Below are 23,243 nucleotides of genomic sequence, written 5' to 3' on the forward strand. Positions count from 1 at the left end.
GTTTAAAAGAGAAAAAAATGAATTATTTAACGTAATTTATGACATGAGATAAAAAGACTCATTGTTTTTTAGATATATTTCTTATATAATATTACTGAATAGCGATTCATTTTATACGATAAGGGGATGGTGTAATTGAATTTAGTTTCACGTGTTCGTCAACAGGCAGCAGAACAACCTGAAAAAGTGGCGTATCATTTTATGGGGAAAGATACGACTTACGGGGAATTTGAGCATACAGTTGGCCGCTTTGCAAAAGGATTACAAGATTTAGGCGTTGAAAAAGGGGATCATGTGGCGTTTTTACTCGGCAACACGCCACACTACTTAATTGCACTCTATGCAACAATGCGCTTAGGGGCAACAGCAATACCTGTTAATCCAATCTATACACCGGATGAAATTTCTTACATTTTGCATAATGGAGATGTAAAAGCAGTCATTGCTCTGGATATGTTGCTACCCTTGGTTGAAAAAGGTGTACAAGCATTTCCACAGGTAAAAACATTTATAGTTTGTGAAACCACACCAGATATAGCGGAAAAAGTGGCAGCTTTATCACCACAAGCACAAGAAAAAACACATTTATTTACACATGTAATCGCCAAAACCACTCAATCTTTACAACCTGTTGAAGTTGCAGAGGATGACAATGCTATTATTTTATATACTTCAGGAACTACAGGTAGTCCAAAGGGAGCCATGCTGACACATGGCAATGTGTACTCAAATGCACGTGATGTTGCGCATTATTTAGGCATTAATGCAGAGGACCGTGTTATTGCGACACTACCTGTATTCCATGTATTTGCCTTAACGGTAGTGGTGAATGCGCCTTTATTAAGTGGGGCAACAGTTTTACTTGCACCACGCTTTAGCCCTAGCGAAATTTTCGCTTTAGCACGAGAGCAAAAAGCAACGGTATTTGCTGGTGTTCCTACTATGTATAATTTCTTGTACCAATTACCTGAGGGCAATCCTGAAGATTTCTCGACAATTCGTTTAGCTATTTCAGGTGGTGCCTCCTTGCCTGTTGCGCTATTACATAATTTCGAACAGAAATTTAATGTGCGTGTGTCAGAGGGCTATGGCTTATCCGAAGCTTCACCTGTGACATGTTTTAACCCATTAGATCGTGATCGTAAAGCTGGCTCTATTGGAACATCCATTAGCAATGTCGAGAATAGAGTTGTTGATGTTAATGGTCAGGAAGTACCTGTGGGCGAAGTTGGAGAGCTAATTGTACGTGGTCCAAATGTGATGAAGGGATACTATAAAATGCCTGAAGAAACGGCGATGGCGATTCGTGACGGCTGGCTCTATACAGGAGATTTAGCAAAGGTAGATGAAGAAGGGTATTTTTACATTGTCGATCGTAAAAAGGATATGATTATTGTAGGGGGCTTTAATGTTTATCCTCGGGAAGTGGAGGAAGTGCTGTTTGCCCATAATAATATTGTAGAGGCAGCGGTGGTAGGCTTCCCAGACCCTAACTTAGGGGAAGCTGTACATGCCTACGTTGTGTTGAAAGAAGTGGCTGCTACTACAACAGACGATCTACTATCCTATTGTGCTAAACATATGGTGAAGTATAAGGTTCCGAAAGTAATTGAAATACTGGATGAACTACCAAAAAACACAACAGGAAAAATACTAAGACGCTCATTAAAAGAAAAAGTTTAAACGAGAAAAGCTACTATTGAAAAATGGTAGCTCTTTTTTTGTACATTATTCGTATAATAGTAAAATCAGTTGAGAGTAGATGTCTGTAAGTGATAAAATCAAACTTGTGAAATCTTCTACATACTTTTCAAGAGCTTGTCATATAGTGAGGAAGTAATGTAAAAAGACGTACAAAACTGGAACCCTTTGAGGTGAAGCCACGTCAAAGCTTTTAGGTAAAAATACTATTGAAAGAGAGCATACAAAAACATGTTAGAACTCATTAAGGAGTTAATAAGTTTTATTGTGCATATCGATGTGCATTTAGAAGAAATTATTCGTGATTTTGGTAATTGGAGCTATCTTATTTTATTTGCGATTGTTTTTGTAGAAACAGGGGTTGTTATTTTCCCATTCTTACCTGGTGATTCCTTGTTATTTGCAAGTGGAACATTAGCTGCGGCAATGGGCGCATTCGATATGTGGATTTTAATCCCTGTATTTTTAGCAGCAGCTATTTTGGGAGATACGATGAACTATCATATTGGACATAAGGTAGGGACATCTATTCCGCCAAAGAGCCTCCTCGGTAGAGTTGTTAAGAAAGAGCGTATGGAAGCAGCTGAAAAATTCTTTAATACACATGGTGGGAAAACGATCGTAATCGCACGTTTCATGCCATTTATTCGTACATTTATCCCGTTTGTGGCGGGTGCAAGTAAAATGAAATATAGTTATTTCTTATTTTATAATATTTTTGGTGCAATTTTATGGGTATTCAGTTGTACGTTATTAGGTTACTTCTTTGGGAATATTCCAATTATTAAAGATAACTTCTCAGTTGTACTGATTCTGATTATCTTTATATCAGTTGTGCCTGCAGTGATCGGTGCAATAAAATCCAAAGTCGGTAAATAATATGGACAGTCCTTAAGTGATTCATCATCACAGGGACTGTCCTTTCTTTATTATTTGCTGAAAAAGCAAAGTTGGCATGTTAAGTTAGCTTGAAGTATAAGCATCAGGTCGTAAAAAATGTTATACTATAAATTACTAGAAAATGGAGAAATGGGGGGCAATGGAATGGAAGTATTCATTGGCAGACAGCCTATATTTAATCTTCATGAGCAAGTCGTTGCATATGAATTGTTATACCGTAGCAAAAATGTAAATGCCTTTCCAATGGTCGATTCAGATGCAGCAACGATTGATGTACTTGTGAACTCATTTCTTTCAATTGGTTTTGAAGAGGTAACGAAAGGTAAGCCTGGCTTTGTTAATTTTACTGAAAACTTATTGATGAGCTCTATACATGAATTTTTAAATCCCTCACAGGTAGTGATTGAGATATTAGAGGATGTTCCACTTACCTCTCAATTAGTGGAGCGTGTAATTGAGCTAAAAAAACAGGGGTTTCAAATTGCCTTGGATGATTTTATGATGGATGATCAGGTGGAAGTTTATGATGAATTATTTGAACAAATTGATTATATTAAGGTGGATTTTTTAGCTTCTTCCATCGTAAAAAGAATGGAAATTGAAAATAAAGTTAAGGAGAAATTTCCACATATTCAATTGCTCGCTGAAAAGGTAGAGACGCGTCATCAATTTGAAGTCGCTAAATCCTCAGGCTATGTGCTATTTCAAGGTTATTTTTTTGAACAACCGCAAATAATACGAGCAACAGACATTCCAGCAAATGCGATTCAATATATTCACATTATCTCTTTACTAAAAGAGGAAGAACCAAATATTCATTTGTTAGCGGAAAATATTGAACGTGATATTTCATTGACATATAAATTATTGCAAATGATTAATAACTCATCTAAACGTTCTAAATCTAAAGTGCGCTCCATCAAGCAAGCGATTGTGTTATTGGGCGTATCCAATTTACGAAAATGGATTTATTTATTGGCCATGCGTGAAATTGATATTGATGCTGATTCTGATCTTTTTAAAGAAGTGATGTGTACGTCTTTATTCCGAGCTAAGGTTTGTGAAAAACTAGCTAAGCTTGCTTATAAAAAGAATTTCTCAGAATATTTTTTAGTCGGCATGTTTTCTCTAATTGACACATTACTTCAAAGACCGATGAATGTTATTTTACAGCAGCTACCATTCTCAGAGGCTATTACGAATACCATTTTAGGCTTTGAAACGGAAATGACCCCATATTTGGAGTTTAGTATTGCGTTAAGTAAACTTGATTGGCCACGATTAGAAGAGCTAGCTGTACAGTTGAATATTCAGTTAGTTGACATTGATCTTTTATATTATGAAGCCATCGAATGGGCAGAAAAATCATTTTAAACCAAATCAACAAAAGCTATCTTATTGAATACTGTAAGATAGCTTATTTTATACCTTCCTCAATCTAGTATCCCTTCATCATGATGAAGTTCTCAATGCTAAAAGTATTTGCTATAATCATCTCGTCTTTAAAAAATTCTGATAGTTGAAGTGGGCGTGGGGAAATGAAACATGATGTGAGAGATAGCATTGTGGAGTATGTGTATGTCATTGTAGGAGCGGCAATAATTGCTATTGGTTTTAATGTCTTTTTATTACCAAATCAAGTCGCTTCAGGTGGGGTAAGTGGAATAAGTACGATTTTGCATGGTTTATTTGGTTGGAATCCGGGAATTGTTCAGTATGCATTTAACATTCCGCTTTTTATTGCTGGTGTTTTATTATTGGGCAAAAAATTTGGAATAAAATCCTTTATTGGGACAATTACATTACCTTTTATCGTCTTATTAACAAATAGCTGGGAACCTTGGACCGATAATCCTTTATTGGGCGCTCTTTTTGGTGGAATTGTTGTTGGCCTAGGAATAGGACTGGTCTTTAAGGGGAATGCTTCAACTGGTGGCACTGATTTACTGGCGCAAATCATTACGAAGTTTACAGGATTGTCGCTTGGAACAAGTGTGCTGTTAATAGATGGCGTTATCGCAATTAGTGCAGCAATTGTTTTTGACTTAGAAAAAGGTTTGTATGCTCTGATTGGACTTTATGTTACCACAAAAACGATTGATATTATTCAGCTAGGTTTTAGTCAGTCTAAAATGGTCTATATCATTACATTGAAACAAGATGAGGTAAGGGAAGCCATTTATGCTGAAATTAATCGTGGTGTAACGAAGTTACCAGCAATTGGAGGGTATACAGGAGAAGCACGACCAGTTCTGATGGTTGTTGTTTATCAAACAGAATTCACAAAGCTGAAACAACTCATTAAAAGCGTTGACCCATCAGCGTTTGTTATCGTTTCTGATGCATATGAGGTATTAGGAGAAGGTTTCAAACGTGCATAATTTTGGTATAATGGCGGCGTAAGATATTTATTATGAGGAGGGGTACTAATGAAAAAAGCAATGTTAACATTAGTGTTCGGATCAGCAATCTTCTTAGCAGCATGTGGCGGCGGAGATAAAACTGCATCTAATAATGGTAATGAAACTGCTACAGAGCCAGATGGCGAAGCAATAGCGATGAAATCTTGTGTTACTTGTCATGGTGGCGAGCTACAAGGTGCAAATGGTCCAGCATTAAATGATGTAGGTTCACGTTTGTCTGAATCAGAAATTTTAGATATTATAAATAATGGTAAAAACGGCATGCCTGCAGGATTAGTAAAAGGTGCAGATGCTGAAGCTGTTGCTAAATGGTTAGCAACTCAAAAATAATTGCTTTTTAAAAACTAGCGGGCTGGAGAGCCGCTAGTTTTTTTAGTGCAAGTAAACGCTGTATTGAGAGTAAATACATTTCTTTTACACATAGACATGCTAAAATAAGATGAACCTTATCCATTGATTGGAGGCTTTTTCATTGGTCGTAGTATTAACAAGAGATGTTATGGAGAAATTTAAATTAGAGTTATTAGCTGGTGAAGAAGGAATAGGCAGGACAATTGTGACAAGTGATATCTCAAGACCAGGGCTTGAGATGGCAGGATACTTTACTCATTATCCAGCAAATCGTGTACAATTGCTTGGCAAGACTGAACTTTCCTTTTTTGAAATGCTCCCAGCGGATGTTAAGCTTGAGCGTATGCGTTTACTTTGTTCACAGGATACACCTGCTATTATTATTTCTAGAGATTTAGAAGTACCAGAGGAGCTTATTCAGGCCTCAAACGAAAAGCATGTACCTGTGTTTAAAACACATATGACAACAACCAAATTTTCGAGTAGATTGACGAACTACTTAGAGGGGCGCTTAGCTCCAATGACAGCAGCACATGGTGTACTTGTCGATGTGTATGGCATTGGAGTGCTTATAATCGGTAAAAGCGGCGTAGGTAAAAGTGAAACAGCACTTGAGCTTGTAAAAAAGGGTCATCGTTTAGTTGCTGATGATTGTGTTGAAATTCGTCAAGAATCAGAAAACCTATTAATTGGAAGCCCTCCACCTTTGTTAGAGCACTTATTGGAAATACGAGGCATCGGCATTATTGACATTATGACACTCTTTGGTGCAAGTGCAGTACGCCCCTATAAACGTATTACCCTCATCATTGAGCTCGAAATATGGGATCCACAAAAAGTTTATGATCGATTGGGCTTAGAAGAAGAAAAAATGAAAATAATTGACACGGAACTAACAAAACTAACAATTCCAGTAAGACCTGGACGCAATGTCTCCGTTATTATTGAAGTGGCAGCGATGAACTATCGTTTAAAGAAAATGGGCGTCAATGCGGCAGAGGAATTTTCAAGACGTTTAGATGAAGTGATTTCATCAAATGATGTGTTAGACGATTAAAAAGCGAACAACATTGTTCATGACATATTGAGAGGAGTAGAAGATGGATTTATTACTATTGCAAATTGACCCGATTGCCTTTCATTTAGGACCAATTCCAGTTCGTTGGTATGGATTGCTGATTGTGTCGGGAATCATTTTAGCTTATGTTGTTGGGCAAAGAGAGGCCGTTAAGCGAGGTCTGCCTGAAGACTTTCTTGCAGATTTATTATTATGGGCAGTTCCTATATCCATTATCTGTGCACGTATTTACTATGTGTCAATGCGATGGGATTACTATAGCGAAAATCCAGGCAAAATCATAGAGATATGGAATGGTGGTATTGCCATCCATGGTGCACTCATCGGGGCATTTGCCACTGCTTACATATATACTCGTATAAAAAATGTAAGCTTTTTACGAGTAGCAGATATTGCAGCACCTAGTATTTTAATCGGCCAGATTATTGGTCGATGGGGCAACTTTATGAACCAAGAGGCCTATGGTGGCGAGGTATCGAAAGCATTTTTAGAAAACCTAATGCTACCAGACTGGATTATTAATCAAATGTATATTGAAGAATTAGGTTCATATGTTCATCCCACTTTTTTATATGAATCGATTTGGAACCTAATTGGGCTTATTATTCTATTAGTTTTGCGTAAAGTGAACTTACATCGTGGAGAAATATTCTTTAGCTATTTAATTTGGTATTCAATTGGACGTTTCTATATCGAAGGAATGCGCACAGATAGCCTTTACTTAGTGGGAGATTTACGTTCAGCACAGGTTGTATCCATTATCGGTATTGTAGTTGGTCTAGGTGCAATTATTTATCGTAGAATAAAGGTGAAACCAGCCGTAAAATACTTGGATAATAAATAAGGGGTTGTAAAAGATGGCTGTTAAGGCACTACTATTTGATTTCGATGGGACTTTACTAAATACAAATGATTTAATCATTCAAACATTTATGCATGTATTAAATGAGCGATTTCCCGGGCAATATTCGCCAAAAGATTGCCTGAAATTCATTGGTCCATCATTGAAACAGACATTTAATGACATTGCACCAGGTGAAGAAGACGATTTGATAGAGATGTATCGCGCTTGGAATATTGCACACCATGATGACCTAGTCAGCCAATATCCTGATGTTGTGTCAACTCTAGAGCAGTTAAAAGCTCAAGGTATAAAATTGGCTATTGTTTCGACGAAACGTAATGAGACCATCGATCGTGGACTTGCTATTCTTGGTGCAACGCATCTATTTGATGTGCGTATTGGTACAGATGATGTGAACAATGTGAAGCCTGATCCAGAGCCAGTATTGCTTGCGTTGGAACGATTAGGGATAGAAAAAGACTATGCGATTATGATTGGTGATAATTCGCACGATATTGAAGCTGGACATCGTGCTGGTGTAAGAGCAGCGGGTGTTGCTTGGGCAATTAAGGGAGAGGCTTACTTACAGCAGTATCAACCAGAATATATGTTGCAGCATATGTCAGATTTATTTGATATTGTGAAAGAGGGGTAAGGTAGATGGCGCGTAAGACAGAACGTTACCGTGTCGAAGGAGCCAATTCACTTTGGAATATCTATGACACGGTGTCCTTTTGGAAGGTGATGAAGTGTTTCATTGTCATTCAAGTTGGACGCTTCACACCATTTTTACGTGTGAAAAACTGGCTATATCGTACTTTTTTAAACATGACTATTGGTAAGCAAACGTCATTAGCCTTAATGGTCATGCCAGATACCATGTTTCCTGAACGTATTTTCATTGGAGACAATACTGTGATTGGTTTTAATACAACCATTTTAGCGCATGAATATTTAATAGAGGAATATCGCTTAGGTGATGTTCATATCGGAAAAGAAGTAATGATAGGGGCAAATACAACTATTTTACCAGGTGTAACAATTGGTGATGGTGCCATTGTTTCAGCTGCCACTCTTGTACATAAGGATGTGCCAGCAGGCTGTTTAGCAGGGGGTAATCCAATGCGAATAATATATACTGCTGAACAAATGGCTGAGCGCAAACGTAATGAGGCTGTAGAGTGGTGTACACCAAAGAAATAATAAAAACTCACGTAGTATAGTGATATACTTCGTGAGTTTTTTGCATAAAAAGCTACTCCCAAAAACACTAGTTTTTGGAGTAGCTTTTACTGTTTAAGCATGAGCTGCGTCATAATCTGATTTGAATTCACAAGTGTCATGATCACCTAAGCAAGTTGTTTCAACAAAAGTTGATTTAATTGCAGTCCCATCAATGTCTTCAATTGTGTGAAGTGTTACCTTGTCACCAGGATAAAACTCGCCTTTACAAATACTAACGATCATTTGCTCACTAATTTGTACGAATGGACATGCCATAATAAATCCCTCCAATGCGTAGTGTATGTGGTTCTTTTTGTTATTAATGCTATTCTATATTAAGTTTTTTGAAATGTAAAAAGTAAAATAGAATGAGAGTAATAATCAATAAATGTGTTGATATAAAAGTATTATTGATGATAATGAGATTGAGAATCATTTTAAGTGATTGCTTAAAAATAATTATATAGATATAATTATTGGTTTTCGATATTGAGAATACTCTATTGAAAACTCTTTATTTTTATCAATGATTTGTTAAGAGAGATTCATTATCAATTTTTAGCGAATACTTAAAGTGATTAAAAATTGGTTTGTCACAATTTAGACATATTCTCATTGTCACTAAAGTATTTTGTCAAATTATAAGTAAAATGAGTCATGCTTTTTTTGGAAGTCTTTGCAATTCAATGTGTATAATTAACAGAATAATAAGTATTTAAAGATTTCGATAATTAATAAGGATATCGTTGACTGTATTAATGAAATAAGTTAAAATTCTTTCATAATCTAATTCTCTAATACTCTAGTGAATTAAAGTGAAATGTGAGGAAGTGTCCATATGTCGTCGATAAAAATGTTTGAAAAGCCACTTGGAATGCGCGATACATTCCCGCAAATCTATGAGAAAGTTGAAGCAGTTAGACATGCGGGCAGAGACTTTTTATATAAAAGGGGTTATGAGTTTATTAAAACGCCTGCGGTGGAGTATTTCGATACAGTAGGGAAGGCTTCAGCGATTGCTGATGCTCATTTATTTAAGCTAGTGGATAGCCAAGGAAATACGTTAGTGCTGCGACCTGACATGACTACACCGATTGCTCGAGTAGCTACATCGAAACTATTAAAGGAAATGATCCCACTACGTCTTGCCTATTTTGCAAGCGTTTTTCGGGCTCAGGAAGCAGAGGGAGGCAGGCCTGCTGAGTTTGATCAAATGGGGATTGAGTTAATAGGTGATCAATCAGTTTTTGCCGATGCAGAAGTCATTGTAACGGCAATGGAGCTATTAAAGCATTTTAAATTGGAAGAGTTTAAAATCACAATTGGACATGCTGGTATATTAAATTGCATTTTACAAGATTACACAGAGAGTATCGAACAGCAAACAACGCTTAGAACATTGCTTGTCCAACGAAATTACGTAGGGTTTGAAGAAGCAGTAGAGTCATTTGATCTGCCTAAAGCTAAATCCGATGCCCTCTTACAATTTATTGAAGAAGCCATGAATGTCAGAGATATACGAGATATTGAAAAATATGTCCGCAAAAATGATGCATTAGAATATATGCAACAACTTGCTCAACTACTTGAAATGGCTGATTTAGCTGATTATGTAGCTTTCGATTTCACACTTTCGAGTCATATGAGTTATTACACGGGTATGCTATTTGAAGTATTTGCTGTGGGAAGTGGCTTTTTATTAGGAAATGGTGGTCGTTATGATGGCTTGTTAGAAGTTTTTGGTTCAAAGGTTGGTGCTACAGGATTTAGTATTCGTGTGGATCGTTTATTAGAAACATTAAACGGGCAATCAGTGAAACGACAGGAAGCAACAGTTGTTCTTTTTGAAGAAGAACAATTTGAGGAAGCTTTACTAAAGGTTAAAAATTTACGAGCAGCAGGAAAATTAGCTACTTTGCAGTTACGTAGTAGTCTAGTCGATGAGGCGGCCTTTTTAGCATACTTTACAGAAGTGGTGGTAGTTGGACAGGAGGAAGTTGGCGGTGAATGAATTAACGATTGCAATGCCCAAAGGAAGAATCTTTGAAGAGGCATATCAAATGTTGTTAGAGGCAGGTTTTAATTTACCAGAAGAAGTAGAAATGTCACGTAAATTAATGATTGAAATACCAGAGGAAAAAATTCGCTTTATTTTATCAAAGCCAATGGATGTTCCTGTCTATGTTGAACATGGTGTTGCTGATATTGGTATTGCTGGTAAGGATGTTTTGTTAGAGCAACAGCGAGAAGTGCACGAATTACTTGATTTGAAAATTAGTAATTGCTATATCGCTTCTGCAGGCCTACCAAACACCTCCATGAATGAGATTGCGCCTAGAATTGCTACGAAATATCCGAATATTGCCATGAAGTACTACAAAGGCATTGGAGAGCAAGTGGAAATTATCGAGCTCAACGGTTCTATTGAATTAGCACCAATGATTGGCTTAGCTGATCGAATTGTCGATATTGTTTCTACTGGTCGTACATTAAAAGAGAACGGCTTAGTAGAATATGAATTTATTACTGCTGTCTCTTCTCGATTAATTGCAAATCCTGTAAGTTATCGTATGAAAGGTGAGCGTATTATTGATCTTGTGAGGCGGTTAAAGAAATGTGTAAATGAGCAGAAAAAGTAATCATTTGTAGCTACATATGAAGGACTAAAGGGGATTAATCCTATGAAAATAACAAAGCTTGAAAAAGGCATTTCCTTAAAAAGACCACTTGAAGGAGGAAATGAAGAACAAATAAAAGTTGTACGACAAGTGCTTTCGGATGTTAAGACACAGGGAGATGCGGCGTTACGCACCTATACTGAGCGATGGGATGGCTATGTCCCTAAAAATTTACGTGTCTCTGAAGAAGAAATACAAGAAGCAGTAAGTGAACTCGATCCTCAACTATATAAGGACTTAGCGGAAGCAGCAGAAAATATTCGTTTTTATCATGAACAACAGATACGTTCAGGGTATCACCTAGAACTGGGAGATGGTTCTTGGTTAGGCCAACGGGTAACAGCTTTAGATGCAGTAGGACTATATGTTCCAGGTGGTACAGCTGCCTACCCTTCATCAGTCTTGATGAATGTAATACCAGCGCAGGTTGCAGGGGTGAAACGTATTGTTATTACTTCACCTGCAGGGCCAAATGGGAAACTACCAGCAGGTGTACTTGTGGCGGCTCACCTTTTAGGGATTGATGAGATTTATAAAGTTGGTGGGGCACAAGCAATAGCAGCACTTGCCTATGGCACGGAAACAATTCCCCCAGTCGATAAAATAACAGGTCCAGGAAATATTTATGTGGCACTTGCCAAACGAGAGGTATTTGGAGAAGTAGCCATTGATATGATTGCGGGACCGAGTGAAATTGCTGTGCTGGCTGATGACACAGCCTATCCTGATGAAATTGCTGCAGACCTTTTATCACAAGCAGAGCATGATCCACTAGCTTGTTCAATTCTTGTCACAACCTCAGCGCAATTAGCCAAAAAAGTAGCTGAGGAAGTAGAGAAGCAGCTGCTGAACTTACCGCGTCAAGAAGTAGCTCGTGCTTCCATAGAGAAATTTGGGGTAATTTATGTAGCTGAAACATTGGCAGATGCAGTGGAAGCCATTAATTCATTAGCACCGGAGCATTTAGAAATTGTGATGGAAAATGCGGAGGCGTTAGCTGAGCAAATAAGACATGCTGGTGGTATTTTTATAGGTCGGTATAGTTCTGAGCCAGTTGGTGATTATTTTGCAGGGACCAATCATGTACTTCCAACTAATAGTACGGCTCGTTTTGCAAGTGGCTTAAATGTTGATGATTTTGTGAAAAAATCAAGTATTGTTTACTATAGTGAAAAAACCTGGAGAGACAACGCACCAAAAATTGCACGTTTAGCGCGTATGGAAGGCTTAGAGGGCCATGCTCGTGCAGTGGAATCACGTGGATGGGAGAAGGAATAGGACGATGACAGAAAAGAAACGATATGCAAAGATAGAGCGTACAACGAATGAAACGCAAATTTCTGTAGCAATTGATTTAGATGGTGAAGGCAAGGCAGATATCCAAACAGGCGTGGGGTTTATGGACCATATGCTTGACTTATTTATTAAGCATGGACTATTTAACGGCATAATACATGCAAATGGCGATACTTATATTGATGATCACCATACAACAGAGGACCTTGGTATTGTATTAGGACAGGCTGTTCGAGAAGCACTTGGTGATAAGAAAGGCATAAAACGCTATGGTAACGCCTTTGTACCGATGGATGACGCACTAGCTCAGGTAGTGGTCGATTGCTCGAATCGACCTCATCTAGAGTACCGTGTGCCAGCATTAAAAGAAAAAGTAGGAACGTTTGATACAGAATTAGTGCATGAATTTTTATGGAAATTTGCCCTTGAGGCAAGGATGAATGTTCATGTAATTGTACCTTATGGACAGAATACACATCACATTATTGAGGCAATTTTCAAAGCATTAGCACGTGCGATTGATGCCGCAGTGGAAATTGACCCGCGTGTTAAAGGCGTACCATCGACTAAGGGGCTGTTGACGTGAAAATAGGTGTCATTGATTATGGAATGGGTAATTTATTTAGTGTGGAGCAGGCATTAAAAAGGCTAGGCTGTGAAGTTATTATAACTGCTGATGAGAAGGCATTAGATACAGCTGACGCACTTTTATTACCAGGGGTGGGTGCATTCCCTGATGCCAGAAAGCGTTTAGCTGAAACAAACTTAGATCAATATTTACAGAAGGCACAAAGAGAAAACCGTCCACTTTTAGGAATTTGTCTAGGTATGCAATTATTATTCGAGCAAAGTGATGAAGTAACCCCAACAAAAGGGCTAGGGTTTTTCAAGGGGTGTATTAAACGCTTTAGTGGTAGCCAAGAGGGCCAAGCATACAGAGTACCGCATATGGGGTGGAATGAACTAATTGTGACAAATCGTCCTGCATGGTTACACAATGAAGTATCAGCGAAGCATGTCTATTTTGTTCACTCCTTTTATGCAACAGATATCGTAGAATCAGAGCTTGTTGCCTATGCTGATTACTTCGGCATTCAAGTACCTGGTATTGTGATGAATGGTTCTGTGACTGGCATGCAATTTCACCCTGAAAAATCAGGGGAATTAGGTGTTTATTTATTAGAGCAATGGTTGGAAGGTGTGAAGGCATGCTAACAAAACGTATTATTCCATGTCTTGATGTGAAAGAAGGTCGTGTTGTAAAAGGTATACAATTTGTCTCTATCCGAGATGCAGGAGATCCAGTGGAGCTTGCGAAGTTCTATGATGAACAAGGAGCAGATGAGCTTGTATTTTTAGATATTTCTGCATCACATGAAGGTCGAGAAACGATGGTAGATGTGGTTCGTCAAACAGCGGCTACGCTTGCCATACCCTTTACTGTTGGCGGAGGTATTCGTACGTTGGATGATATGAAGCGTATTTTACGAGCAGGTGCCGATAAAGTTTCAGTGAATACATCCGCGCTGGAAAGACCTGCCCTTATACAGGAAGGCTCTGATTACTTTGGCGCACAATGTATTGTTGTAGCAATCGATGCTCGCTATAGTGAGGAAGATAGCACATGGATGGTTTATACGCATGGTGGTCGCAACAAAACCTCTTGGTCAGCCATTGAGTGGGCCAAAGAGGCTGTCCGCTTAGGAGCTGGTGAGATTTTATTAACAAGTATGAATCAAGATGGAGAAAAATCAGGCTTTGATTTAGCCTTAACCAAAGCAGTGCGTGAAGCTGTGACAGTCCCTGTGATTGCTAGTGGTGGAGCGGGACATGCCGAACATTTTTACGAAGTATTAGCACAAGAGGTAGATGCAGATGCTGCACTAGCAGCCTCTATCTTCCATTATAAAGAAACAAGTGTAGCGCAAGTAAAGGAATACTTACGTGAAAAAGGAGTGGCAGTAAGATGATAGAGAACATTCAATTTGATGAGAGAGGTCTTGTTACAGCTGTAGTACAAGATGCCAATACAAAAGAGGTATTAACAGTAGCTTATATGAATAAGGAGTCATTAGCTAAAACAATTGACTCAGGGGAAACTTGGTTTTATTCTCGTTCCCGTCAAGAGCTTTGGCATAAGGGAGCAACAAGTGGCCATACACAACAGGTGGTTTCAATCAAAGCGGATTGCGATCAAGATGCTTTAATAGTGGAGGTTCTACCGACAGGGCCAGCATGTCATAATGGGACAATTTCTTGCTTCACTGAGGTTATTCAGCAAAAAGAGAAGGTAGGTTCTGTGGACATCGTTTCTAAACTTGCTCGTGTCATCGAAAAGCGAGAGCAGGAAATGCCAGAAGGAGCGTACACTACATATTTATTTGATAAGGGCATTGATAAAATCTGTAAAAAGGTTGGGGAAGAAGCAACAGAGGTGGTCATTGGTGCCAAAAACCGAGATGCTGAGGAAGTAAAATGGGAGGCAGCTGATTTAATTTATCACCTACTCGTATTATTACAAGAACAAAAAGTAAGCATTTATGATGTTCTGCATGTGTTGGAAAAACGTCACGAGGAGAAATAACAGCATATTATTGATTGTGTGGTATAATAGGAGTTACTGTGTAAAGGAACGTAGAATACGTTCCTTATTTCTTGTTTCGGAGGAAATATATTGGAAAAGAAACGTCAAAATGAGACTCAATCGAATATAGTGTCGTTCATTCCAACAGGCGACTATTATTATAAGAAATCAATTCAAGCAATGAACAGTGGACAAATGAATAAAGCCTATAAATATTTACAGCGTGCGGTAGATTTAAGTCCCGACGATCCAATGATTATCTTGCAGTTAGCCATAGTAGAGTTAGAAGGTCAACGTTTTGAGGAAGCGTATGACCTACTTCGTCGCGCCTATCAAATTGATCCAGATAATCCAGAAATCATATTTTACATGGCAGAAGTATCAGGGTGTGTAGGAATCATGCATGATGCAAAACGCTTTGCAGAAGAATATTTAAAGCTAGAACCTGAGGGTGCTTATGCCGATGAAGCAGCAGAAATATTAGAGTTTGTCGCTTTTGAGCAAGATGATTTTGAAGAGCTTGAAGGCTCTGGTGAGGATTTATATCGTCAGGAGCAAGCTCGTCGTTGTATGGAAAAGGGAGATTTTCCTGAAGCTATTACTATTTTAGAAGATTTAATTGAAGATCGACCAGCATTTTGGTCAGCCTATAATAATCTAGCACTCGCTTATTTTTATGTTGGAGAAGAAGAGCAAGCAAAGGCTCTCTTGCATACAGTGCTACGTGAAAATAAGGGCAATCTACATGCATTATGCAATTTAACGGTAATTGCGTATTATGAAAAAAATGAAGATGATTTACAAGAACTGTTAAATGTTCTTGTTAAAATTCAACCCTATACTTGGGAGCATCGTTATAAACTTGGTGCTACCTTAGCCTTAATCAGCCAATATGAATTAGCCTATAAATGGTTGCGCAGCATGCAAAAGAGAGGCTATGTAGGAGATGCAGGATTTTACTTTTGGCTGTCACATGCTGCTTATTTCTCAGGACATGAGGAGATTTCGAAAAGTGCGTGGGATCAGCTTCTAGAGCTAGACCCAGACAAAGAGGGCTTCGAACCTTGGCGCCAACAAGAAAATGAATTTGGACTTGATGCATTGGAGCATGATCGTGATTTTATCGTTGAAAAATTAGAGAGCACTTATACGAGTGAGCGCATTTTTGGTTTATTTTTACTGAAAGGTACAGCGCATAAGCAAGAAATTATCGCCCATCCGAAATGGATTAATATTGAACAATTAGGCTCTTTTGAAAAATTGTTTTTAGCTTATGCACTTGGACATGAATTTGATAAGAAAAATAAAGTAGAAGCAAGCTTTTTACGATCAGTACAGGTCTCAGAAATTTTATTAGAACAATATGGAAAGCTATCATCATTAATTGTACCGCTGTTTCAAATGTGGTTTGTGCTATGTGAACAAGCTTTAATAGAAAATTATCGTTTTACAAATCCAACAGCAATTGCAGGAGCAAATGATTATTTATTCAGATCTTCACAAATGCTTAAAGTGACAAAAAAGGAAATTGCGCAGCAATATGGAGTTTCTGTATCTACTTTATCAAAGTATATTGACGAAATCTTAACGTTTTTGCCAAACAGTCATGATTAATGTGTGAGCAACATAGTTGAATAACTTTATACTTTCACATACGATGAACATACTAACGCTATCACCAATTTTTCCTTAGCGTCATTGATCTTCTTCTATAGATGACGTTATATGTATTGGTTGAATGAAGATAAAAAGTATTCTGTTTAGGGGGAAGTATTTATGTCGGAAGAAAAAATTTATGATGTAGTAATTATTGGTGCAGGTCCTGCTGGGATGACTGCCGCTGTTTATACATCTCGTGCAAATTTGTCTACTTTAATGATTGAACGTGGCATTCCTGGTGGACAAATGGCAAACACAGAAGAAGTAGAAAACTACCCAGGTTTTGAGACAATTTTAGGACCAGAGCTTTCTACAAAAATGTTTGAGCATGCTAAAAAATTTGGTGCTGAATATGCCTATGGTGATGTAACGGAAATCATCGATGGAGAAGAATATAAAACAATTAAATCAGGTGCAAAAGAATATAAAACACGTGCCATTATTATCACCACTGGTGCTGAGTATAAAAAAATGGGTGTGCCTGGTGAAAAAGAGCTTGGTGGCCGTGGTGTCAGCTACTGTGCAGTATGTGATGGAGCATTCTTTAAACAAAAAAATCTAGTTGTCGTAGGTGGCGGAGATTCAGCTGTTGAAGAGGGTGTTTATTTAACTCGCTTTGCTGATAAAGTGACAATTGTCCACCGTCGTGATAAATTACGTGCACAAAAAATTCTCCAAGATCGTGCCTTTGCCAATGAAAAAATTGATTTCATTTGGAATGCAACTGTAAAAGAAATCAATGAAGCGAATGGTAAAGTTGGCAGTGTAACACTACGATCAACTGTCGATGGTACAGAATCTGAATTTGCTACAGATGGTGTTTTCGTCTATATAGGTATGCTTCCGTTAACGAAACCATTTGAGTCATTAGGTATTTTAAATGAGGCTGGCTATATTTTGACAAACGAAACGATGGAAACAAAAATTCCAGGTATCTTTGCAGCTGGAGATGTTCGTGAAAAATCACTTCGTCAAATTGTAACAGCAACTGGTGACGGTAGTATTGCCGCGCAAGCTGTTCAACATTATGTAGAAGAGCTATTAGAGAAAATTAATGCCTAATAGGGCTATTTTAAGGAAAAAAATACAATTTTAATGTGGTTTTAATATTGCTGTAACTTGAATGACATATAAAAGGTGTATGATAAAAATGTAATTAGCAATCCCCCTTTTATTTTGTTTAGTAGGTTGTTTCCGCCTCCAATAGGTGGGAGCAACCTACTTTTTTATGTGTAAAAAATCAAATAATAATATCACGATAAACGTAAATTTCGCCCAAGATGAAATGGTTATCTTTGAATAGAACTAAATTGTTAATTGTCTGCGTACAAGAGTTGTAAATGAGGACAAAACTTACAAGGTCTTGTTATAATGAAGAGTAGAATGCAAAAGTGATTAGAGGTGTGCCTATGCAAAGAATTGCAAATTTAATTGCCGTAAAAGACGGTAAAGTATTATTACTTCAGAAACCAAGACGAGGCTGGTATGTAGCTCCAGGAGGGAAAATGGAGAGTGGCGAGTCAATCTTCGAGGCTGCTATTCGAGAGTTTCAAGAAGAGACAAACGTCATACCTTTACATGTTCATTTAAAGGGTGTTTATACGATGATCATTAAAGAAAACAATGACGTAGTGGATGAATGGATGCTCTATACATTTGTTGCAAAGGATGTAGATGGAGTACCATTCGAAGAAACAAGAGAAGGCAAACTTGCATGGCACCCAGTAGAGGATTTAGCACATTTGCCAATGGCTGAAGGAGATCGAACTAATTTACAATTTGCTGTTTCGCAATCAGGCATTCAGTATGGCACGTTTGACTATACAACGAATTTTGAATTACTTCATCAGAAAATACAAATTTCAAAAGAACAATAAAGGAGTTGCATGACAGTGGTGGTTGAAGGCCAACAAAGTACACATGAATTGGTTATTATTACAGGAATGTCTGGGGCTGGGAAAACAGTAGCTATTCAAAGCTTTGAGGATTTAGGGTATTACTGTATTGATAATTTACCACCTGCGTTACTTACAACTTTTTTAACCTTATTAAGAGATTCTGGTAAAAACAGTACCCGAATTGCAGCAGTAATGGATATGCGCGGAGGCGACTTTTTTGATGCTCTAATTGGCGCATTAGACCATATACTAAAAGAAGGCGATATTGTTGCTCGTATTTTATTTTTAGATGCAGATGATGCCACATTAGTCAGACGGTATAAAGAAACGAGACGTGCACATCCATTAGCAGTGAATGGTTTACCTCTAGATGGAATTAAACAGGAACGAATACTTTTATCTGAAGTAAAGGGTCGTGCCAATTTTGTTTATAACACATCTAACATGAAACCAAAGCAATTACGTGAAAAAATCGTAAAAGAATTTGCAAGTGAGGCAGATACTATTTTTACCGTTAACATTATGTCCTTTGGCTTTAAACATGGTATGCCGATTGATGCGGACTTAGTGTTTGATGTTCGTTTTCTTAAAAACCCATACTATGTGGAGGAGCTACGTCCAAAAACGGGTCTTCAAACAGAGGTATCTTCTTATGTGTTAGCGTTGGAAGATACGCAAATCCTTATACAAAAACTGACGGATTTATTAGACTTTATGATTCCTCTCTATCGACAAGAAGGTAAATCACAGCTTGTTATTGCTTTTGGTTGTACTGGGGGCCAGCATCGCTCAGTGACATTAGCAGAATTTTTTGGTGCATATTTTGCGGGCAAGGAAAATACGGTTATTACGCATCGTGATATTAATCGTAGAAAGGAATGAGTGAATGGGGAAAAAGCAAACAAAGCTTGTGGTAATTGGTGGTGGCACAGGGCTCTCCACGTTACTTCGCGGTCTGAAGCATCACCCATTTGATATTACTGCTATTGTAACAGTAGCAGATGATGGTGGATCTTCAGGTCGTTTACGTGATGATTACGATATCCCACCGCCTGGTGATGTACGCAATGTGATTGCAGCATTATCAGATATTGAGCCCCTTGTAGAGCAAATGTTTCAATACCGTTTTTCGGCATCTGAAGACTTACGAGGTCACTCCTTAGGGAATTTAATGCTTACAGCCCTTACTGATATTACTGGTGATTTCAATCATGCTATCAGTGAGATGGGAAAGGTTTTAAAAGTTCATGGTCGAGTTATTCCAGCAGCTAATAAAAAAATCACCCTACATGCTGTGCTTGAGGACGGTTCAATTATCGAGGGAGAATCAAAAATCCCGACAGCGACGAAACGCATTAATCGCGTTTTTTTAGTACCTGAAAATGTGCAACCGTTGCCAGAAGCTATTCGTGCAATACTTCGTGCAGACTATATTTTAGTAGGACCAGGAAGCTTATATACAAGTATTATTCCGAATTTGCTTGTTAAGGAAATAGGTGAAGCAGTTGTTAAGGCTAAAGGAAGAAAAATATATGTTTGTAATTTAATGACACAAAAGGGTGAAACCATTTCCTATACAGCAGGCGATCATGTAACAGCCATACATAAGCATGTTGGCCATGATTTTATCGATTCCATTTTAGTAAATGATGAAGAACTCCCTAACCCTGTAAAAGAACTGTATAAAGAAGAAAGAGCGGAACCAGTAACATTTGACGTAGCAAAGCTTGAAAGTATGGGTTTAGAAGTTATCAAACGAGACATTGCTACAATTCGACCAGATGGAACGGTTCGACATAATGCTACAAATGTTGCAGAATGGCTGGTAGATTATGCTGATATTTACCATCAAAAAGTAAGAGGACCAATAATAGAAACATAATGGCTTTATTGTATATGGTAAGATGAACATATACATAGAAATCATGATTGAAAGGGGGGCGTGATATGTCTTTTGCTTCTGAAACAAAAAAAGAATTGACACAAATAGAAGCGGACAATCATTGTATGAAAGCAGAAGTTTCTGCCCTAATTCGTATGAATGGTTCATTATCCTTTGCAAATAAACAACTAAGCTTAGACGTGCAAACCGAAAACGCTGCAATTGCCAGAAGACTATATACGATTATGAAAAAATTGTATCCGTACAATGTTGAATTACTTGTTCGTAAGAAAATGCGATTGAAAAAAAATAATGTGTATATATGCCGTGTAAGAGAAGGAGCGCGTGAGCTATTAATTGATTTAGAAATCATCTCAGACGACTTTCAATTTAACCATACTATCTCAAGAAAGCTCATTCAAAAGAGCGGCCAAAAAAGAGCTTATTTAAGAGGAGCCTTTTTAGCAGGAGGTTCCGTCAATAATCCAGAAACATCGGCTTATCATTTAGAGGTTTATTCTTTATATAAAGAACATGGTGAGGCATTAATGGATTTGATGAATGAATTTGAACTCAATGCCAAAACAATTGAACGTAAAAAAGGCTTTGTAACTTACTTAAAAGAAGCAGAAAAAATTTCAGATTTCCTTAATATTGTTGGAGCGCATCAGGCTATGATGAAATTTGAAGATGTTCGGATTTTGCGAGATATGCGTAATAGTGTCAACCGTATTGTGAACTGTGAAACTGCCAATTTAAATAAAACCATTGGAGCAGCATTACGGCAGGTTGAGAATATTCGATTTATTGAAAATTCAATTGGTCTTGATCAACTACCAGAGAAGCTTCGTGAAATAGCACGTCTCCGTGTTGAATACCAAGATGTGACATTAAAAGAGCTTGGTGAAATGGTATCTAGTGGAACGGTTAGTAAATCAGGTGTTAACCATCGATTGAGAAAAATTGATGAGATTGCGGATGCATTAAGGCGTGGTGAAAAAATAGGTGGTTAAGTTATCATACTTTTCAGGTATGAATGTCATGCTAATCGCTTATTGTTCTTTTGCCAGTAAGTAAGGTAAGATAAAACTAATAGATGAACGGTAGTGAAGGGGAGTTTTGAGAATGATTGAGAGAAGAGTCCAGGTTAAATTAAAATTAGGACTACAAGCTAGACAAGCAGCACTATTTGTGCAAGAAGCAAATCGTTTTAGTGCTGATATCTTTCTAGAAAAAGATGAGAAAAAAGTAAATGCCAAATCCATTATGGGTGTTATGAGCTTAGCAGTTGCTAAAGGTACCGAAGTGACTTTAAGCAGTGAAGGTAACGATGCTGAGCAAGCGGTTACAGCATTGGCAACAATTATTGAAAATGAAGATTAACATTCATTAAATACAAAAGGCATCACAGAGCAATTCTGTGATGCCTTCTATTTTTTTATTTATTATCGCTACGGTGCATAATATGATCGATTAAACCGTATTCTTTTGCACGTTCAGCAGTCATGAAGTTATCACGATCTGTGTCTCTTGCAATGACTTCAAGTGGTTGACCAGTGCGTTCAGATAAAATGCCATTTAATTTTTCACGTAAGAATAGAATACGTTTAGCAGCAATTTCAATTTCTGTCGCTTGACCTTGTGCACCACCTAGAGGTTGGTGAATCATGACTTCAGCATTTGGTAAGGCAAAACGTTTACCAGGTTCTCCAGCTGCAAGTAGGAAAGCACCCATTGATGCAGCCATACCAATACAAATTGTTTGTACCTGTGGTTTAATGATTTGCATTGTGTCATAGATAGCCATACCAGCCGTAATGGATCCGCCAGGTGAGTTAATATAAAGAGAGATATCTTTATCTGGATCTTCTGCTTGTAGGAAAAGAAGCTGAGCGACAATGGAGTTAGCAACATTGTCATCAATAGCACTTCCTAAAAGGATAATACGGTCTTTAAGTAGACGTGAATAAATGTCATATGCACGCTCACCACGACTAGTTTGTTCAATAACTGTAGGAATTAAATTCATGTTAAATCCTCCTTAAAAAGCTAAATTCGAATACCTTTGCTGAAAATTTTCCTTTGTATTTCAGCTGTATCCTTATCATACACATTATAGTCAGGGAAGGTCAAATATTAACCCTGCTAAAGTGAAATTAAAAAAATAAATTGTTTTTGCATTCTATGGTTGAATTATATAGGATAGGCTTGTATAATGATTAAGGTTATAAGGTTTAAAGTACAGGACACTATTTTGCAGGTATGCTTCAAAAATGAGGGTTATCTACATCATGCTTTTCGTAAGCCTAGAGTGAGTACTTTTTTTTTGTGTCTTTTGCCCTCGTGGTGTAATGGATAACACGTAAGATTCCGGTTCTTGCACTGGGGGTTCGATTCCCTCCGAGGGCGCCATTTTACTGATCAATTGATATACTGTTATAGCTCATCTCCTAATAAGTAGTTTAGCAGCCTGCTTACTGGAGATCGAGAGGAAGAATAAAGGGAATACTGTCCTAGTTGGCATTATTCCCCTATTTATTCCTTTCAAACCTTCAAAAAAGCAACAACTCCAAATTATTTTTTAGTGAACATACTGTACGTGAGACTAGTAATAGTCGAAAAAAAAGAATCCTATCTGAGGGGATTCTTTTTTTTGCCTAAATTTATCGAAATTTGGCATGGTTCTTATTGTATATATATTAGTTTTAGGTTAATTTTCTTGTTA

At 37.7% G+C, this 23,243-nt stretch carries 25 protein-coding genes and 1 tRNA gene; 24 read left to right on the top strand and 2 right to left on the bottom strand.

Features of this window, described 5'->3' with window-relative positions; all coding sequences use genetic code 11:
- The first annotated feature begins 135 nt into the window (after window positions 1-135).
- The 9 genes from VK91_RS03450 (at window position 136) to VK91_RS03490 (ending at window position 8,500) form a co-directional block, all read left to right on the top strand.
- On the top strand, window positions 136-1,683 hold the full coding sequence (locus tag VK91_RS03450; RefSeq protein ID WP_048390826.1) for a fatty acid--CoA ligase family protein: 1,548 nt from the start codon (window positions 136-138) through the stop codon (window positions 1,681-1,683).
- Window positions 1,684-1,932: 249 nt separating this feature from the next.
- Window positions 1,933-2,580, top strand: coding sequence for a VTT domain-containing protein (locus VK91_RS03455; RefSeq protein WP_048390828.1), 648 nt, complete (start codon window positions 1,933-1,935; stop codon window positions 2,578-2,580).
- A gap of 165 nt (window positions 2,581-2,745) precedes the next feature.
- The gene (locus VK91_RS03460; protein WP_048390830.1) at window positions 2,746-3,975 is read left to right on the top strand and encodes an EAL and HDOD domain-containing protein; all 1,230 of its coding nucleotides are present in this window, start codon (window positions 2,746-2,748) and stop codon (window positions 3,973-3,975) included.
- A gap of 164 nt (window positions 3,976-4,139) precedes the next feature.
- Window positions 4,140-4,982 carry a YitT family protein gene (locus VK91_RS03465; protein ID WP_004227970.1) on the top strand — a complete coding sequence of 281 codons (843 nt, stop codon included), beginning with the start codon at window positions 4,140-4,142 and terminating at the stop codon, window positions 4,980-4,982.
- 48 nt (window positions 4,983-5,030) lie between these two features.
- Window positions 5,031-5,354 carry a cytochrome c551 gene (cccB, locus tag VK91_RS03470; protein WP_048390832.1) on the top strand — a complete coding sequence of 108 codons (324 nt, stop codon included), beginning with the start codon at window positions 5,031-5,033 and terminating at the stop codon, window positions 5,352-5,354.
- A gap of 142 nt (window positions 5,355-5,496) precedes the next feature.
- A complete protein-coding gene (gene hprK / locus VK91_RS03475) occupies window positions 5,497-6,432 on the top strand; it encodes an HPr(Ser) kinase/phosphatase (protein ID WP_004227974.1) in 936 nt (311 codons plus the stop codon).
- A 43-nt stretch (window positions 6,433-6,475) separates the two neighbouring features.
- Entirely contained in the window at window positions 6,476-7,297 is an 822-nt protein-coding gene (lgt, locus tag VK91_RS03480) for a prolipoprotein diacylglyceryl transferase (protein WP_048390834.1), read from the top strand.
- Window positions 7,298-7,310: 13 nt separating this feature from the next.
- Window positions 7,311-7,952: a pyrophosphatase PpaX gene (gene ppaX, locus VK91_RS03485; RefSeq protein ID WP_048390836.1), complete on the top strand. Its 642-nt coding sequence runs from the start codon at window positions 7,311-7,313 to the stop codon at window positions 7,950-7,952.
- Between the two features lie 5 nt (window positions 7,953-7,957).
- Window positions 7,958-8,500, top strand: a complete 543-nt coding sequence (locus tag VK91_RS03490; protein WP_048390838.1) for a DapH/DapD/GlmU-related protein — start codon at window positions 7,958-7,960, stop codon at window positions 8,498-8,500.
- Between the two features lie 93 nt (window positions 8,501-8,593).
- Here the strand turns inward: VK91_RS03490 and VK91_RS03495 are convergent, their stop codons facing one another.
- Entirely contained in the window at window positions 8,594-8,797 is a 204-nt protein-coding gene (locus VK91_RS03495) for a hypothetical protein (RefSeq protein WP_048390840.1), read from the bottom strand.
- Between the two features lie 562 nt (window positions 8,798-9,359).
- On the opposite strand from VK91_RS03495, the gene VK91_RS03500 reads away from it, so the two are divergent.
- The 14 genes from VK91_RS03500 to VK91_RS03565 all read left to right on the top strand — a co-directional run bounded on the left by VK91_RS03500 (window position 9,360) and on the right by VK91_RS03565 (window position 21,901).
- Window positions 9,360-10,532, top strand: coding sequence for an ATP phosphoribosyltransferase regulatory subunit (locus tag VK91_RS03500; protein ID WP_048390842.1), 1,173 nt, complete (start codon window positions 9,360-9,362; stop codon window positions 10,530-10,532).
- Complete coding sequence (gene hisG / locus VK91_RS03505; RefSeq protein WP_048390844.1) at window positions 10,525-11,160, top strand: ATP phosphoribosyltransferase; 636 nt, start codon at window positions 10,525-10,527, stop codon at window positions 11,158-11,160. Before VK91_RS03500 ends, hisG begins: the two co-directional genes overlap by 8 nt.
- Window positions 11,161-11,202: 42 nt before the next feature.
- Window positions 11,203-12,477 carry a histidinol dehydrogenase gene (gene hisD, locus VK91_RS03510; RefSeq protein ID WP_048390846.1) on the top strand — a complete coding sequence of 425 codons (1,275 nt, stop codon included), beginning with the start codon at window positions 11,203-11,205 and terminating at the stop codon, window positions 12,475-12,477.
- Window positions 12,478-12,481: 4 nt separating this feature from the next.
- Window positions 12,482-13,081 (top strand): imidazoleglycerol-phosphate dehydratase HisB, encoded by a 600-nt coding sequence (hisB, locus tag VK91_RS03515; protein ID WP_048390848.1) that lies wholly within the window; start codon window positions 12,482-12,484, stop codon window positions 13,079-13,081.
- Window positions 13,078-13,710 (top strand): imidazole glycerol phosphate synthase subunit HisH, encoded by a 633-nt coding sequence (gene hisH / locus VK91_RS03520; protein ID WP_048390850.1) that lies wholly within the window; start codon window positions 13,078-13,080, stop codon window positions 13,708-13,710. Before hisB ends, hisH begins: the two co-directional genes overlap by 4 nt.
- Window positions 13,704-14,465 carry an imidazole glycerol phosphate synthase subunit HisF gene (gene hisF / locus VK91_RS03525; protein ID WP_048390852.1) on the top strand — a complete coding sequence of 254 codons (762 nt, stop codon included), beginning with the start codon at window positions 13,704-13,706 and terminating at the stop codon, window positions 14,463-14,465. Before hisH ends, hisF begins: the two co-directional genes overlap by 7 nt.
- A complete protein-coding gene (hisIE, locus tag VK91_RS03530) occupies window positions 14,462-15,079 on the top strand; it encodes a bifunctional phosphoribosyl-AMP cyclohydrolase/phosphoribosyl-ATP diphosphatase HisIE (RefSeq protein WP_048390853.1) in 618 nt (205 codons plus the stop codon). Before hisF ends, hisIE begins: the two co-directional genes overlap by 4 nt.
- A 90-nt stretch (window positions 15,080-15,169) precedes the next feature.
- The gene (locus VK91_RS03535) at window positions 15,170-16,693 is read left to right on the top strand and encodes a tetratricopeptide repeat protein (RefSeq protein ID WP_048390855.1); all 1,524 of its coding nucleotides are present in this window, start codon (window positions 15,170-15,172) and stop codon (window positions 16,691-16,693) included.
- A gap of 162 nt (window positions 16,694-16,855) precedes the next feature.
- A complete protein-coding gene (trxB, locus tag VK91_RS03540; protein ID WP_048390857.1) occupies window positions 16,856-17,800 on the top strand; it encodes a thioredoxin-disulfide reductase in 945 nt (314 codons plus the stop codon).
- Window positions 17,801-18,147: 347 nt separating this feature from the next.
- Complete coding sequence (locus VK91_RS03545; RefSeq protein WP_048390859.1) at window positions 18,148-18,615, top strand: 8-oxo-dGTP diphosphatase; 468 nt, start codon at window positions 18,148-18,150, stop codon at window positions 18,613-18,615.
- Window positions 18,616-18,624: 9 nt separating this feature from the next.
- Window positions 18,625-19,518: an RNase adapter RapZ gene (gene rapZ / locus VK91_RS03550; protein WP_048390861.1), complete on the top strand. Its 894-nt coding sequence runs from the start codon at window positions 18,625-18,627 to the stop codon at window positions 19,516-19,518.
- A gap of 4 nt (window positions 19,519-19,522) precedes the next feature.
- Window positions 19,523-20,518 carry a YvcK family protein gene (gene yvcK / locus VK91_RS03555; RefSeq protein WP_048390863.1) on the top strand — a complete coding sequence of 332 codons (996 nt, stop codon included), beginning with the start codon at window positions 19,523-19,525 and terminating at the stop codon, window positions 20,516-20,518.
- 65 nt (window positions 20,519-20,583) lie between these two features.
- A complete protein-coding gene (gene whiA / locus VK91_RS03560) occupies window positions 20,584-21,531 on the top strand; it encodes a DNA-binding protein WhiA (RefSeq protein WP_004228019.1) in 948 nt (315 codons plus the stop codon).
- A 112-nt stretch (window positions 21,532-21,643) separates the two neighbouring features.
- Complete coding sequence (locus VK91_RS03565) at window positions 21,644-21,901, top strand: HPr family phosphocarrier protein (RefSeq protein ID WP_004228023.1); 258 nt, start codon at window positions 21,644-21,646, stop codon at window positions 21,899-21,901.
- A gap of 55 nt (window positions 21,902-21,956) precedes the next feature.
- On the opposite strand, the gene clpP is transcribed toward VK91_RS03565, so the two are convergent.
- Window positions 21,957-22,547 carry an ATP-dependent Clp endopeptidase proteolytic subunit ClpP gene (gene clpP / locus VK91_RS03570; RefSeq protein ID WP_004228025.1) on the bottom strand — a complete coding sequence of 197 codons (591 nt, stop codon included), beginning with the start codon at window positions 22,545-22,547 and terminating at the stop codon, window positions 21,957-21,959.
- Window positions 22,548-22,855: 308 nt separating this feature from the next.
- On the opposite strand from clpP, the gene VK91_RS03575 reads away from it, so the two are divergent.
- A tRNA-Arg gene (locus VK91_RS03575) sits at window positions 22,856-22,930 on the top strand.
- Window positions 22,931-23,243 lie beyond the last annotated feature (313 nt).

This window comes from Lysinibacillus sp. LK3, from assembly GCF_001043675.1.
GTDB lineage: Bacteria > Bacillota > Bacilli > Bacillales_A > Planococcaceae > Lysinibacillus > Lysinibacillus capsici.

Excerpts from the sequence above, each read along its gene's own strand:
- VK91_RS03455 (WP_048390828.1), top strand. The coding sequence starts at position 1,933 with ATGTTAGAACTCATTAAGGAGTTAATAAGTTTTATTGTGCATATCGAT.
- VK91_RS03460 (WP_048390830.1), top strand. The coding sequence starts at position 2,746 with ATGGAAGTATTCATTGGCAGACAGCCTATATTTAATCTTCATGAGCAA.
- VK91_RS03465 (WP_004227970.1), top strand. The coding sequence starts at position 4,140 with ATGAAACATGATGTGAGAGATAGCATTGTGGAGTATGTGTATGTCATT.
- cccB (WP_048390832.1), top strand. The coding sequence starts at position 5,031 with ATGAAAAAAGCAATGTTAACATTAGTGTTCGGATCAGCAATCTTCTTA.
- lgt (WP_048390834.1), top strand. The coding sequence starts at position 6,476 with ATGGATTTATTACTATTGCAAATTGACCCGATTGCCTTTCATTTAGGA.
- ppaX (WP_048390836.1), top strand. The coding sequence starts at position 7,311 with ATGGCTGTTAAGGCACTACTATTTGATTTCGATGGGACTTTACTAAAT.
- VK91_RS03490 (WP_048390838.1), top strand. The coding sequence starts at position 7,958 with ATGGCGCGTAAGACAGAACGTTACCGTGTCGAAGGAGCCAATTCACTT.
- VK91_RS03495 (WP_048390840.1), bottom strand. The coding sequence starts at position 8,797 with ATGGCATGTCCATTCGTACAAATTAGTGAGCAAATGATCGTTAGTATT.
- VK91_RS03500 (WP_048390842.1), top strand. The coding sequence starts at position 9,360 with ATGTCGTCGATAAAAATGTTTGAAAAGCCACTTGGAATGCGCGATACA.
- hisD (WP_048390846.1), top strand. The coding sequence starts at position 11,203 with ATGAAAATAACAAAGCTTGAAAAAGGCATTTCCTTAAAAAGACCACTT.
- hisB (WP_048390848.1), top strand. The coding sequence starts at position 12,482 with ATGACAGAAAAGAAACGATATGCAAAGATAGAGCGTACAACGAATGAA.
- hisF (WP_048390852.1), top strand. The coding sequence starts at position 13,704 with ATGCTAACAAAACGTATTATTCCATGTCTTGATGTGAAAGAAGGTCGT.
- hisIE (WP_048390853.1), top strand. The coding sequence starts at position 14,462 with ATGATAGAGAACATTCAATTTGATGAGAGAGGTCTTGTTACAGCTGTA.
- trxB (WP_048390857.1), top strand. The coding sequence starts at position 16,856 with ATGTCGGAAGAAAAAATTTATGATGTAGTAATTATTGGTGCAGGTCCT.
- VK91_RS03545 (WP_048390859.1), top strand. The coding sequence starts at position 18,148 with ATGCAAAGAATTGCAAATTTAATTGCCGTAAAAGACGGTAAAGTATTA.
- rapZ (WP_048390861.1), top strand. The coding sequence starts at position 18,625 with ATGACAGTGGTGGTTGAAGGCCAACAAAGTACACATGAATTGGTTATT.
- yvcK (WP_048390863.1), top strand. The coding sequence starts at position 19,523 with ATGGGGAAAAAGCAAACAAAGCTTGTGGTAATTGGTGGTGGCACAGGG.
- whiA (WP_004228019.1), top strand. The coding sequence starts at position 20,584 with ATGTCTTTTGCTTCTGAAACAAAAAAAGAATTGACACAAATAGAAGCG.
- VK91_RS03565 (WP_004228023.1), top strand. The coding sequence starts at position 21,644 with ATGATTGAGAGAAGAGTCCAGGTTAAATTAAAATTAGGACTACAAGCT.
- clpP (WP_004228025.1), bottom strand. The coding sequence starts at position 22,547 with ATGAATTTAATTCCTACAGTTATTGAACAAACTAGTCGTGGTGAGCGT.